Origin of the sequence: Pseudarthrobacter raffinosi (assembly GCF_023913835.1) — a bacterium.
Taxonomy (GTDB): Bacteria; Actinomycetota; Actinomycetes; order Actinomycetales; family Micrococcaceae; genus Arthrobacter; species Arthrobacter raffinosi.
Map to the genome: position 1 here is coordinate 23,911 of NZ_JAMXBG010000015.1, position 12,216 is coordinate 36,126.

Sequence of the window (12,216 nt, forward strand, 5' to 3'; positions counted from 1 at the left end):
GACAGGGCTTTCGGAGGGGTGGTGTCCGGGATTCCAGACCGCTGCGGGGTTCTGTCGGACCGTCGGCGAGGCAGAGCCAGCCGACGGGGGGCAGCACTACTTGGCAGGGCGGCCGTGGATGCGGACGGAGAGTTCGTCCGCTACTTTCTGGACCCGCGCGGCGAGCGCCGGCCATTGGTCCGCCGGCAATTTGTCCTCGAGGAACGTGACGGCGACTGCCGCCGTCGGCCATCCCACGTGGTCCGTGACAGCGGCGGCGATCGAGCCGAAGCCGGGCGTCACCTCGCCATGTTCGGTGGCGTAGCCGCGCTGCCTCACTTGGTCCAGGTGCGAGGACAGCGCGGAGTACTTCATGATGGCGCCCTCCACCTCATGCCGGGCGGTGAAGGCCTCGGCATTCGGGTAAAGCGCCCGGACCTGCGACTTGGGCAGTGCGGCGAGAATGGCGCGGCCGCTGGCGGTGAGGTGGCTGGGAAGCCGGACGCCGACGTCGGTCACCAAGGACGGGCGGTTCTTGGCCCGTTCCTCCACGATGTACAGCACGTCGCGGCCGTGGAGCACCGCCAGGTGCGCGCTCTCACCGATGACGTCCACCAGCGACGCCAGCAGCGGCCGGCCCAGGCGGGACAGCGGTTCCTGCCGCGAATACGCCGAACTCAGCTCAAAGGCACTGATGCCCAGCCCGTAGCGCTGCTCCTCGTGCAGATGGAGGACAAAGCCGTTCGCCTCCATCACGCCCAGGAGGTGATAGACGCTGGAGCGCGGCAATCCCAAGGACGTGGCAATGCTCGACGCCGCCACCGGCCCCCGCTTGGAGGCCAGCAGCTTGAGGATACGCAGGGTGTTCTCGGCGGCGGGGACTTTGGACGTCGCCCTTGGTTCACTGCCCGCCTCTGGCCTGGCTTCCGTGCTCGACACCACTGCACTCGACTCCACTGTGCCCTCCGTCATTTCTCGCGGGGCTTCCGGCCATGTCCGGGATCCCGTACTTAACCTTGCGCCCACGACCGGTCCCCTCATGGCCATCAAAACACGGCCGGTGTCCGGGATGCCAGACATAGCCAGTCGTGCGCCCCCTTCCCGCCTACTGGGCCTGAGTTGTCCTCCCGGCCCCGCTCGGGTCCGCTCGGGTCCGATCGGGTCCGGCGGCGTCCGGCGGGGTCGGATCGGGTCCGGCGGCGCTGGTCGTAGGCTGAAGCGTATGGCCTCAACCACCGATGTCCTCGCCGCGTACGATTCCCAGCTCCGCCGGCTGGTTCCCCCAGCCGTTCCGGCAGGCCACGAATATCAGCTGCTGGGACCCCTGCTACGCGTGACCGGACAGCGGCGGGGCTTCATCGAATCGGCTCGTGACCTCGGTGTGGAGGGAGGGATGCTCGACAGGATCGTCGAACAGCGTGAGTACTTTGCCGGCCGGGGGGGGAGGCCGTCGAATGGAAGACCCGGGCGCATGACTTCCCAGCTGATCTTGAGTCCCGCCTCCGCGCAGCAGGCTTCGTGCCGGAAGACCGCGAGACCGTCCTGGTGGGTGAGACGGCCGCGATGGCCGGTGAACCTGTGGTCCCGGAGGGTATCCAGGTGAGGCTTGCCCGCGAACTCCCTGACCTGGAGCGCATCGCGGCGATGAAGTCTGAAGTGTGGGCCGCCGATTACAGCTGGGTGGCCGCGGACCTGTCTGAGCGGCTGGCCTCGGACCCGGAAAACCTGGTGGTCTTCCTGGCCGAGGCCTCGGGGGAAGTGGTTTCGGCGGCCTGGCTCGAGATCAATCCGGGGACGGACTTCGCTGGCTTATGGGGCGGCTCAACGTTGCCTGCATGGCGCGGGCGGGGATCCACAAGGCTCTGGTTTTCGCACGCGCCCAGGTGGCGGCCGCCCGGGGAGTGAAGTACCTGCAGGTGGACGCGTCCGCTGACAGTGAGCCGATCCTGAGAAGGTCGGGGTTCAGGGCAATCACCACCACCACGCCGTTTGTGTGGGCTCCTCCTGCGAGGGGCGATAGCACTGGAGCAGCTGGATAGAGCCCGCCCCCGCGAGGACGAAATGTGATGCTGCACCACCAACTGCGCTCCCGTGACTCAAACCAGCGCCCAATCTGGGAACGAAGCTTCTTTCAGTGATGGTCCTGCAGCTGGCCATTGGGCAGGGATGAGTGGTCGGGCAGGTCCCGAGAAACCGCGCCAACGTGTTGAAGTCTGAGCTCTTCGAGAAGCTCCGGCGGCCAGGTCGATGGTTCCCAGTCGGGGTGTTCGCTTTGGTAGTGGCGTCCGGTGGGTGAGGTCCAGCCGGGTGGTTCGTTCTTTGTGGCGGTGGTGGGTTTCCAGGCTGTGGTGTGGCGGAGTCTGTGGTGTTTGTGGCAGGGTTGGCCGAGATTTGGGATGCCGGTGGTGCCGCCGTGGGCCCAGGCGAGAAGGTGGTCCGCTTCGTTGTCGAGGGAGTGGTTGCTGCAGCCTGGGAAGGGGCATTTTCCGTCGCGTAGTCGTAGCCCTTGGCGTTGGGCTTTGGTGAGCCGGTAGCTGGTCCGGCCGATCTCGAGCGGTGCGCCATCGCGGGGATCGATCAGGACGCGGTGGAAGGATTCGGCACCGTCGGCGATCAGGTGGCGGGCCATGGATGGCGGGATCGGCCCGTATCCGTCGAGCATGGCCGATTCATCGGTGAGGCCCAACAGCGCCATGACCGGGACCGTGATCAACACCTGCGCCCGCGGGGATGGAACACCGCCGCTCACGGCGATGCCCCCGGTCTCTTCGTGGCTCGTTTCGCCGGTCGCGCCGCCGCTCTTTTCCCTACCCTCATAACCGGTTCCGCTGCCTGCACTGTTGTTGGTCAGAAGCCAGGTGGCGGCGATGTCTGCTCGGAGCTGGCTGAGGTTCCGGTCCTCATGAGGCCCCTGCAACGCCCTGGCCACTGTGGTGGTCCGGTTCCAGATCCCCGCGGCGGTGTCCGCAGGGAGGTAGGCAGAGAGCCAGGCCATCCCGTCGCGGTCCGGGGCATATTCCAGGCCTCGGTCGGCTGCGCTCTTGATATGGCGTTTTTCGATGCTGACCGGGTGGTGGCGTTCCCGCCAGGTGCGGGCCTTGTGCCGGAACCTTCCGGGGATGAGCTCACCGGCCGGGCCACGTGCCGGATTCACCACGTGAGGGTCCAGGAAATGTGCCTCCAACGCCGCCGCGCCCGGCCTGTCGAGGTTGGTGGTTTCGTCGACCATGATCCGGGCGTGCTGCCACGAAATCGCCCCGGCCTGCAGCGCGGAGAACGTCAAAGGCAGGGCCGTGGTCAGCGCGTAGGCCTCGGCGAGGAGGGCCCCGGCAGCGCGTTCACTGACCGTCAGGGCACACGCGACCTCCGCGACCACGGCCATCTCCTGCCCGGTATGGTCCTCGGGCGACGTTGCAGGGCCCGCCAAAGCCTCGGCGGCGGCGGTGTAACTGGCAGCCAGCCAGGCCTTCAGTGCGGCACTTTTCGCGTCCAGCCGTGAGATCTCGGCCAGCCCGTCCAGGAATTCATCTGCCCGCCGACGCATAGGATCAGCCTCCCCGGAACAGCCGGAATCAGTCCCGTCCCGGAGCACCACAGCCAGCTCAGCGAAGGACACCGCAAGGGACTCCGCCGTCGCCACAGCTGCTCTGCTATCCATACCCAAATCATCCCGCGAGGGTCTGACAATAACGGCCAGGCTGAACGGCTATGTGCATAACCCTGCTGACGTCATTGTCGAAGTGTCGGCGGAGCTGGGCGGGGCTTAAGTGTCCCTTCGCGCTGGGCGCTTATGTGTCCCCTCGCGCCGGGGAGCTCCAGTGTCCCTTCGCGCGGGGGGCTCAAGTGCCCCTCGCACGGGGGCCTCAACTGTCCCCTCGCGCCGGGGAGCTCCAGTGTCCCTTCGCGCGGGGGGCTCAAGTGCCCCTCGCACGGGGGCCTCAACTGTCCCCTCGCGCCTGGTAATTGGGGACGGTGAGGAGCGTCAGATGCTGACAACAACCTTGCCGCGGACGCGCCCTTCGTGCATGTATTCGACGGCGGCCGGCGCCTCAACGAGCGCGTAGACCTTGTCCACGGCAGGCTTCACACTGCCGGCTTCAATGAGCATGGTCAGCGCCTCGAGATCGCGATAGTTTTCCGTCGAAACAAGCCCCTTGAATTTCTGCCCGGAGAACAGTGACACCAGCGGCGCACCCATCGAACGCTCAAACCCGCCGGTCAGGTTCCCACCGCCCTCGCCGCCGACGATCACCAGCGTGCCCCGCGGGGTCAGCACGCGCCGCAGGACTGCGAGCGGCCGGTTGCCGGCGGTATCCAGGATGACGTCGTAACGCATTCCGGTGCGGGAAAAATCGTCCCGGGTGTAGTCGATGACGTGATCAGCGCCGAGGGACCGGACCAGCTCCACTTTTCCGGTGCTGCAGACTCCTGTGACCTCTGCCCCGAACGCTTTCGCCACCTGCACCGCAAAGGACCCTACTCCCCCACCAGCACCGATGATCAGCACCTTCCGGCCAGTCGTCACCTGTCCGGCATCGCGGACAGCCTGCAACGCGGTTACACCCGAAATGGGTGCCACCGCAGCTTCCTCGAACGTTAGGTTCGCGGGCTTCGTGGCCACACAATCCTCCCTGGCGCAGACAAATTCCGCGAAGGACCCCTCACACGTACCGAACACTTCGTCGCCAAGCTGGAAGCGTGTGACGCCAGCCCCCACGGCCTCCACGACGCCGGCAACCTCACGGCCGCGGACCGGAATCTTGGGCTTCTTCAGCCCGAAGCCGAAGAGGCGGAGCAGGTACGGCCGCCCGGTCATAAGGTGCCACACACCCTGGTCGACGCCGGCCGCGCGGACCCTGATCAGTACTTCCCCATCACCCGGCAGAGGCAGCGGGATATCCCTTAGTTGGAGCACGTCGGCATTCCCGTAAACGTCCTGCACGATAGCTTTCATGATGCGTCTCCTTGATGATTCGGGTACTGGAACACGTCCTCGAGCGGCACGCTGAGCACATGGGCGATCTGGAACGCCATCTCCAGGGACGGCGAGTACCGGCCCTGTTCTATGGCGATGACGGTCTGGCGGGTGACGCCCACACGTTCGGCGAGTTCGGCCTGCGTCATCTCGCCCCGTTCGAACCGCAGGCGGCGGATTGAATTGGTCACCCGCGTTGGCTTCACCACGGCTGGAACCCCCGGCGGTAGGCGACGATCTTGGCTACGGAGCCCAGGATCGCGGACAACACAAACGTCAGGTAGATGACGTTTGCGATCCAGAAGTGGCCCACCGCGGCCATCGCCAGGAGCAGTGCCGCGACGCCGCCGATGACCACAAACGACTGCCCGATGTACTCGCCGAAACGGTAGATCTCCCTGTCGCGCTGGTCCTTCTTCCCGGCCTCCTTCGGCGAAAAAATGCCCAAGAGTATGTGCAGGGCGATGGACGCAGCAATGGATGCCCCGATGGTCCACAGCAGTGGAGCCACGTACGGAACCTCGGCAACGGGCATTGTGCCGGCCATGCCCAGGACGATGGCCAGATACACGCCATAAGAGCCCGTGGCCACCACCCCCATGATCCAGGCGCTCTTCTCTTCGAAGGACATTTCCGCTCCCGCCATTCCCATCGGATGTAAAACAAAGCTGACATCTCAAAAGTAAAGAAAACCAGACATTATGTCAATAGTTTTGGACTAGACGCCATAGGAAGTTCAAATGCCGGCCCCAAGTCTGAGATGGAAGACACGAACCGCCCGTGAGTCTCATCACGTAAGGCGCCAAAGTGATCTGCTGGTTGGCGATCCCCCTCCCAATGACGAGAAGGTATTTGTATGCAGCACGCCGCCACCAGGCAAGACACAGCCGCCCAAGACGCAAGCCCGGCCGAAAAGCCCAGTCCGGGATCCGGCGTCGCGCAGGTCCTGAACCGGGGACTGAACGTCCGGCACATCCGCTTCATGGCCCTCGGTTCGGCGATCGGAACCGGCCTGTTCTACGGCTCGGCCTCCGCCATCCAGAAGGCGGGCCCGGCCGTCCTGCTCGCCTACATCATCGGCGGCGCGGCGGTGTTTATGGTCATGCGGGCCCTCGGCGAGATGGCCGTCCGCCACCCTGTCTCAGGCTCGTTCGGCCAGTACGCCAGCCGCTACCTCGGGCCGCTGGCAGGGTTTGTGACCGGCTGGACGTATGTCTTTGAGATGGCGATTGTGGCCATCGCGGACGTCACCGCATTCAGCATTTACATGGGCTTCTGGTTTCCGCAGGTGGACCGCTGGATCTGGATCCTGGCCATCATCTGCTTCCTGGCCGCACTGAACCTGCTCAGCGTAAAGGTCTTTGGCGAGCTCGAGTTCTGGTTCTCGCTGATCAAGGTGGTGGCGATCATCGCCATGATCGTCGGCGGCGCCGCCATTATCGCGTTCGGCTTCCAGGCCGGCGGGTCCACCGTGGCGCCGGGACTCGGGAACCTCGTGGAGCACGGCGGGCTGTTCCCGAACGGCTTCGAGGGGCTCCTGGCCTCGTTCGCCGTCGTGATGTTCGCGTTCGGCGGGATCGAGACGCTTGGCATCACCGCCGGCGAGGCCGCGGACCCCAAGAAGGTCATTCCCAAGGCGGTAAACACGGTGCCGGTCCGCGTCCTGCTGTTTTACGTCCTGACCCTCGGCGTGCTGATGAGCCTCTTCCCGTGGAACGAAATCGGCAGCAACGGCAGCCCGTTCGTCCAGATCTTCAGCGGCCTGGGCGTCCCGGCCGCACCGCACATCCTCAACGCCGTGGTGATCACCGCCGCACTCTCCGCCATCAACAGCGACATCTTCGGCGCCGGCCGCATCCTGTTCGGGCTGTCCGGGCAAGGCCACGCGCCGGCAGTTTTCGGTAAGGTCTCGCGCCATGGCGTGCCGTGGATGACGGTAGTGATGATGGCCGGCATCCTCCTGGTGGGCGTGGTTCTGAACGCGGTCATTCCCGAGGACGTCTTTATCCTGATCGCCTCGATTGCCACGTTCGCCACCGTCTGGGTGTGGGTCATGATCCTGGCTTCCCATGTCGCGATGAAGCGGGAGATCGCGCGGAAGGGTCTGCCGGCGTCGGAATTCCCCTCCCCGTGGTGGCCCGCGGCCTCCATCCTGACCATCGCGTTTATGGCGCTGGTCATCGCCGTCCTGGGCGCCTTCGAGGACACCCGCGTGGCGCTGTACGTGGGCGCGGCGTGGCTGGGGTTGCTGGTCCTCGCCTACCGCCTGTGGGTCAGAGGTAACGGACGACGCCGGGCCGAGCTTGTGGACGAAACCTCACCGCTCCCGGTGGTCGCCTCAGCCCGCCGGAGCTAAGATCAGGCATGGTTCCGCTCTCAAACCTGCTGGCGTTTGCGCTGGCGTCCGTGGTGCTGATCGCCGTCCCCGGACCCAGCGTGCTGTTTGTGATCGGCCGTTCCCTGGCGGTCGGCCGGAAGGGCGGTGTCCTGACGGTACTGGGCAACGCGACCGGGCAACTGGTGCAGGTGGCTGCCGTCGCGCTCGGCCTGGGCATTATTGTGGCGCAGTCCGTGGTCCTCTTCAGCGTGGTGAAGCTGGCCGGCGCCGCCTACCTGGTCTATCTGGGCATCAAGGCCATCCGGAACCGTCGGCACAACTCCTTCAGCGATCGTCAGCCAGCGGCCTCCTCGCCACGGCGGCTGGTGGCGGAAGGCCTCGTGGTGGGTGTCACCAACCCGAAATCAGTGGTGTTCTCGTAGCAGTGCTGCCGCAGTTTGTTGACTATCCTTCCGGGGTCATTCCGTTCCAGCTGGCGCTGCTGGGGGCGGTGTTCCTGCTGATCGCCGTAGTTTCAGATAGCCTCTGGGCCGTCGCCGCAGGTTCAGCCCGCCAATGGTTTGCCCGTTCGCCCGGCCGGGTTTCAACGGTGGAGGCAACAGGCGGGGCTTTGATGATCGGTCTCGGTGGGACGTTGGCCCTAACAGGCAGCAAGTCCTAGGGACCCCCCACGCTCTCTCACTTTTGGGCGATTTGGCGCAACGCTCTCTCGTATGAGGTGAGAGAGCGTTTGCCCAAAACGTGCATTAAGTGAGAGAGCGTCCGGGAGTTGCGCTCGTGCTCAGACGGCGGCGAGCGCCGAGCGCCGAGCGGACTGCAACCGGCATCGGCGTTGTGGGCCGGCCGATCAGGGTGCGGAGGTCCGAGCCGCTGACCAGGAGGTCGCCACGGGCAATGCCGAGGTCCGAGTCCGCCAGGATGTCGGCGAAGAGCTCCGGCACGCCGAATCCGGCGAGGAGTCCTGCGTAGTCGCTGGCTGGAAGGTCCTGGTACACCACGGGCTTGTTGGCCGCGGCGCTGATTTCCTGGGCCAGTTCGGTGAGCGTGAACGCGTGATCTCCGCCGAGCTCGTAGATCTTGCCGGCCTGGTTTTCGGCAACCAGCACGGCTGCCGCTGCCTCGGCGTAGTCCACCCGGGCCGCGGCACTGACCTTGCCTTCACCGGCGCTGCCGGCTAGCGCGCCCTGGGCAAGGGTGCCCTGCAGCTGGTCGGTGTAGTTCTCGAGGTACCAGCCGTTGCGGAGAATGGCGAATGGAGCCCCTGAGTCCTTCAGGATGGTCTCGGTTGCCTGGTGCTCAGCGGCCAGCTTCATGCCAGTGGTGTCAGCGTTGGCCACACTTGTGTAGGCCAGCAGCTCCACGCCTTCAGACCTGGCTGCCTCAATCACCGTGCGGTGCTGGTCCACGCGCTGGCCAACCTCGCTGCCGGAAATCAGGAGAACCTTGCTGGCGCCCTGCAGGGCCAGCGCCACGGACGTGGCGTCTGTGTAGTCCATTGCCCTGACCTGGACGCCGCGCGCTGCGAAGTCGGCAAGCTTTTCAATGGACCGGCCGGCGGCCACAATCTCTGCCGCCGGAACGTTGCGCTCCAGGAGGGCCTCGACGACGTGGCGGCCAAGCTGTCCGGTTGCTCCGGTGATGACGATGCTCATGGGTTGGTTCCTTTCACCATTTCTTGGGGGGGTCACCTTCCACAACCAGCCGCACCGCCAATTACTTCCTGAAATACAGTACGCACTTTTAGGTAAGGTACTCACCTTTTGGTAAGTTATGGGTATGGAAGCGACTGCATGGCCCACCAACCTGCCGGAAGATCTCCGGGCACACCTGCCGGAAGGATTGGCCGACGGCGTGTTCCCGGCTGGGTGCCCCAGCCGCACCGTCCTGGACCACATCACCAGCAAATGGGGAGTGCTGATCCTCCTGGCGCTCTCCGAAGGTGAGCAGCGCTGGAGCGAACTCCGGCGCCGGGCCGAGGGAATCAGCGAAAAAATGCTGGCGCAGACCCTCAAGACCCTGGAGCGCGACGGCCTGGTCCTGCGGAAGGCGCAGCCGGTCATCCCGCCCCGCGTGGACTACAGCCTGACCGAACGCGGCTATGAGCTGTCCGGCCTGCTCGTCCCGCTCGTCACCTGGGCCTACAACAACGCTGACGACATCCTCAACGGCCAGCGCTGATTCCGGCCAGCGCCGACCCCTGAATCCCCTAAGTAGTACTCGTCCGCGAAGTCGAGTACATGTTACTGGTGTGACTGGTGTGAATAGCGCATAGCGTAAATGTAAGGTGCCAGCCAGGAATTGGAGGACCATCCTCTGCTGGGAGCGTTCCGGCAACCGCGCCGACAGTGAGCGGCGGACGAGCGCCGCGCTGAAGGAGTTTTTCCGATGGTCAACGCTGCCCGCAATCCGTCCCAACACGAACCTCAACATGACCGCCATGACCGCCTCCGCAGAGACGAAGCCGACGCGAGACAACCGCGCCTCATGGCAAGGGCCTGGAACCGCGTCCGCGCGGTGCCAGGCCCAGCAAGCCCCTACAAAGTCGGGGACGCCGTGGTGGGTGACGATCCCTTCAACGGCCGGCACGAGGGTGTGGTGGTCTCACGGAACACCGGCTCTGTCGGCATCGGAGCCGCAGAGGGCGTTGTCTACTACGATCCCCGCCAGGTCAGACGGCAGGAGTAGGCAACCGGCCCCGGCTACCGCGCCGACCAGCCGCCGTCCATTGCGTAGCTGGCCCCGGTGACCATGCCGGCGTGATCGGACGCCAGCCAGGCCACCAGGGAGGCAACTTCCTCCGGTTCCACCAGGCGTTTCACGGCGGACTCGGTGAGCATCACCTTGGCCAGGACCTCGGACGCGGGGATACCGTGCACCTTGGCCTGGTCCGCGATCTGCTTCTCGACCAGCGGGGTCCGGACGTAGCCAGGGTTGATGCAGTTGGACGTGACTCCGTGCCCCCCGCCCTCAAGTGCCGTCACCTTGCTCAGCCCTTCCAGGCCGTGCTTGGCGGAAACGTACGCGCTTTTGAACGGGGAGGCCCGGATTCCGTGCACGGATGACACGTTGATGATGCGGCCGAAGCCGTTGGCATACATGTGCGGCAGCGCGGCCCGGATCAGCAGGAACGGGGCCTCGAGCATCAGCGCGATGATCCGGCGGAAGTCCGCCGGATCGAACGCTTCGATGGGGCTGATGCTCTGGATCCCGGCGTTGTTCACCAGGATGTCGCAGTCCAGGCTCAGGGTGGCGAGCGCGTCAACGTCCAGCAGGTCAACGGCCCAGGCGGTGCCGCCCACTTCGTCGGCGAGGGCGGCAGCGCCGGCGGAGTCGACGTCGGCCACCACCACTTTCGCCCCGCGGGCGGCCAGTTCCCGGACACAGGCAGCCCCGATCCCGCTGGCGCCGCCGGTCACCACGGCCTTGCTGCCGTTCAGTGTGTTTTCCATTGCAGATCTGTTTCCCATCGTGTGCGCTCAATTTCCCTGCGGTGAACTGCTCAGGCAGTTCAGCGTGCGTCCGCCGGGAGCAGTCCCTCGCGGGCGGCGTCGGCCTTGTCCACGTCCTCCAGCGCGATACCCTTGGTTTCCTTCAGGCTCAGCACCGCCACGGTAGTGATCGCGCAGGCAACCACGAGGTAGATGGCCGTGGGCAGCCAGGAACCGGTGTCCTTGAGCCACTGGGTGGCCAGCAGCGGGGCCAGCGAACCGGCGAAGATCGAGGTGACCTGCGAGCCCAGCGAAACGCCCGAGTAGCGCATCCGGGTGGGGAAGAGCTCGGCCATGATGGCGGGCTGGCCGGCATACATAAACGCGTGCAGGCAGAGGCCGATGGTCACGGCCAGGACAATCACCACGGCGTTGCGGGTATCGAACATGGGGAAGGCGAAGAACGGCCAGGCCGCACCGGAGATGGACCCGATCAGGTAGACGGGCTTGCGTCCCAGCTTGTCCACGAGCCGTCCCACCTGCGGGATGACCAGGAAGTGGATGACGTGGGCGATCAGGAGTGCGAGCAGGAGCGAGGACGTGTCGTACTTGTGCACGCTCTTGAGGTAGACAATGGCGAAGCTGACCACCAGGTAGTACATGATGTTCTCCGCGAAGCGCAGTCCCATTGCCTGCAGGATGCCCTTGGGGTACTTGCGCACTACCTCGAAGACGCCGTAGCTGACTGCCTGTTCCTTCTCCACGAGGGCCTTGGCCTCCAGGAAGATGGGCGCCTCGGTGACGTGGGTGCGGATGTAGTAGCCAACGAAGACGATCACGGCGGAGAGCCAGAAGGCCACGCGCCAGCCCCAGCTCAGGAAGGCCTCGGGGCTCAGGGTGGTGGACATGACGAACAGCACCAGCGTGGCGAGGAGGTTGCCCACCGGCACGGCTGCCTGCGGCCAGCTGGACCAGAAGCCGCGGGCGTTGTTGGGGCTGTGCTCGGCAACCAGCAGCACGGCGCCGCCCCATTCGCCGCCGAGCGCGAAGCCCTGGATGAAGCGCAGGGCCACCAGAAGTGTCGGTGCCAGGTAGCCGATTTCGGCGAAGCCCGGGAGGCAGCCCATCAGGAACGTGGCCACGCCGACGATCACGATGGTCAGCTGCAGGGTGGGCTTGCGGCCCAGCTTGTCGCCGATCTGGCCGAAGACGATGCCGCCGAGGGGGCGGGCCACAAAGCCCACCGCGTAGGTGATGAACGCCTGGATAATGCCGTCCAGCTCATTGCCGCTGGCGGGGAAGAAGTACTTCCCAAAGACCAGGGTGGCTGCTGTGGCGTAGAGGAAGAACTCGTACCATTCCACTACCGTGCCCACCATCGAGGCGGCCACAATCTTCTTAAGCCCGGATCCCTTGGGTGCGGATCCGGCGGCATTGTCTGCCGAGCGCTGCTCTACGCTCATGAGTTTCTCCTTAGTGTCCACTTTGACACGCGC

The 12,216-nt window shown here is 65.4% G+C and carries 12 protein-coding genes and 1 pseudogene; 5 read left to right on the forward strand and 8 right to left on the reverse strand.

The annotated features are described in order from the left end of the window. Nucleotides 1-96 precede the first annotated feature (96 nt). Nucleotides 97-918 carry an IclR family transcriptional regulator gene (locus NG697_RS14590; RefSeq protein ID WP_374209935.1) on the reverse strand — a complete coding sequence of 274 codons (822 nt, stop codon included), beginning with the start codon at nucleotides 916-918 and terminating at the stop codon, nucleotides 97-99. 579 nt (nucleotides 919-1,497) lie between these two features. On the opposite strand from NG697_RS14590, the gene NG697_RS14595 reads away from it, so the two are divergent. Continuing rightward, nucleotides 1,498-1,884, forward strand: a complete 387-nt coding sequence (locus NG697_RS14595) for a GNAT family N-acetyltransferase (protein WP_252600557.1) — start codon at nucleotides 1,498-1,500, stop codon at nucleotides 1,882-1,884. 226 nt (nucleotides 1,885-2,110) lie between these two features. Here the strand turns inward: NG697_RS14595 and NG697_RS14600 are convergent, their stop codons facing one another. The 4 genes from NG697_RS14600 to NG697_RS14615 form a co-directional block, all read right to left on the reverse strand. Beyond that, on the reverse strand, nucleotides 2,111-3,637 hold the full coding sequence (locus NG697_RS14600; RefSeq protein ID WP_252614547.1) for an HNH endonuclease signature motif containing protein: 1,527 nt from the start codon (nucleotides 3,635-3,637) through the stop codon (nucleotides 2,111-2,113). A gap of 324 nt (nucleotides 3,638-3,961) precedes the next feature. Continuing rightward, the gene (locus NG697_RS14605) at nucleotides 3,962-4,933 is read right to left on the reverse strand and encodes an NAD(P)-dependent alcohol dehydrogenase (protein ID WP_252600560.1); all 972 of its coding nucleotides are present in this window, start codon (nucleotides 4,931-4,933) and stop codon (nucleotides 3,962-3,964) included. Then, nucleotides 4,930-5,163 (reverse strand): helix-turn-helix transcriptional regulator, encoded by a 234-nt coding sequence (locus NG697_RS14610; protein ID WP_058930270.1) that lies wholly within the window; start codon nucleotides 5,161-5,163, stop codon nucleotides 4,930-4,932. The genes NG697_RS14605 and NG697_RS14610 overlap by 4 nt, the downstream gene beginning before the upstream one ends. Further along, complete coding sequence (locus NG697_RS14615) at nucleotides 5,157-5,585, reverse strand: hypothetical protein (protein WP_252600562.1); 429 nt, start codon at nucleotides 5,583-5,585, stop codon at nucleotides 5,157-5,159. The genes NG697_RS14610 and NG697_RS14615 overlap by 7 nt, the downstream gene beginning before the upstream one ends. A 225-nt stretch (nucleotides 5,586-5,810) precedes the next feature. Between NG697_RS14615 and NG697_RS14620 the strand changes: the two genes are divergently transcribed. Beyond that, the gene (locus tag NG697_RS14620; protein WP_252600564.1) at nucleotides 5,811-7,310 is read left to right on the forward strand and encodes an amino acid permease; all 1,500 of its coding nucleotides are present in this window, start codon (nucleotides 5,811-5,813) and stop codon (nucleotides 7,308-7,310) included. Between the two features lie 8 nt (nucleotides 7,311-7,318). Further along, nucleotides 7,319-7,953, forward strand: a pseudogene (locus NG697_RS14625) (LysE family translocator). An 85-nt stretch (nucleotides 7,954-8,038) separates the two neighbouring features. Here the strand turns inward: NG697_RS14625 and NG697_RS14630 are convergent. Continuing rightward, entirely contained in the window at nucleotides 8,039-8,944 is a 906-nt protein-coding gene (locus NG697_RS14630; RefSeq protein WP_252610721.1) for an SDR family oxidoreductase, read from the reverse strand. A 124-nt stretch (nucleotides 8,945-9,068) separates the two neighbouring features. Here NG697_RS14630 and NG697_RS14635 point away from each other — a divergent pair, with 124 nt between their 5' ends. Beyond that, nucleotides 9,069-9,470, forward strand: coding sequence for a winged helix-turn-helix transcriptional regulator (locus NG697_RS14635; RefSeq protein ID WP_252600568.1), 402 nt, complete (start codon nucleotides 9,069-9,071; stop codon nucleotides 9,468-9,470). 306 nt (nucleotides 9,471-9,776) lie between these two features. After that, on the forward strand, nucleotides 9,777-9,977 hold the full coding sequence (locus tag NG697_RS14640) for a hypothetical protein (protein ID WP_252600570.1): 201 nt from the start codon (nucleotides 9,777-9,779) through the stop codon (nucleotides 9,975-9,977). Nucleotides 9,978-9,991: 14 nt separating this feature from the next. On the opposite strand, the gene NG697_RS14645 is transcribed toward NG697_RS14640, so the two are convergent. Beyond that, nucleotides 9,992-10,741 (reverse strand): 3-hydroxybutyrate dehydrogenase, encoded by a 750-nt coding sequence (locus tag NG697_RS14645; protein WP_252600572.1) that lies wholly within the window; start codon nucleotides 10,739-10,741, stop codon nucleotides 9,992-9,994. A 59-nt stretch (nucleotides 10,742-10,800) separates the two neighbouring features. Continuing rightward, a complete protein-coding gene (locus NG697_RS14650) occupies nucleotides 10,801-12,183 on the reverse strand; it encodes an MFS transporter (protein WP_252600574.1) in 1,383 nt (460 codons plus the stop codon). Between the last annotated feature and the right edge of the window lie 33 nt (nucleotides 12,184-12,216).

Excerpts from the sequence above, each read along its gene's own strand:
- NG697_RS14645 (WP_252600572.1), bottom strand. The coding sequence starts at position 10,741 with ATGGAAAACACACTGAACGGCAGCAAGGCCGTGGTGACCGGCGGCGCC.
- NG697_RS14600 (WP_252614547.1), bottom strand. The coding sequence starts at position 3,637 with ATGGATAGCAGAGCAGCTGTGGCGACGGCGGAGTCCCTTGCGGTGTCC.
- NG697_RS14605 (WP_252600560.1), bottom strand. The coding sequence starts at position 4,933 with ATGAAAGCTATCGTGCAGGACGTTTACGGGAATGCCGACGTGCTCCAA.
- NG697_RS14640 (WP_252600570.1), top strand. The coding sequence starts at position 9,777 with ATGGCAAGGGCCTGGAACCGCGTCCGCGCGGTGCCAGGCCCAGCAAGC.
- NG697_RS14650 (WP_252600574.1), bottom strand. The coding sequence starts at position 12,183 with ATGAGCGTAGAGCAGCGCTCGGCAGACAATGCCGCCGGATCCGCACCC.
- NG697_RS14635 (WP_252600568.1), top strand. The coding sequence starts at position 9,069 with ATGGAAGCGACTGCATGGCCCACCAACCTGCCGGAAGATCTCCGGGCA.
- NG697_RS14630 (WP_252610721.1), bottom strand. The coding sequence starts at position 8,944 with ATGAGCATCGTCATCACCGGAGCAACCGGACAGCTTGGCCGCCACGTC.
- NG697_RS14615 (WP_252600562.1), bottom strand. The coding sequence starts at position 5,585 with ATGTCCTTCGAAGAGAAGAGCGCCTGGATCATGGGGGTGGTGGCCACG.
- NG697_RS14620 (WP_252600564.1), top strand. The coding sequence starts at position 5,811 with ATGCAGCACGCCGCCACCAGGCAAGACACAGCCGCCCAAGACGCAAGC.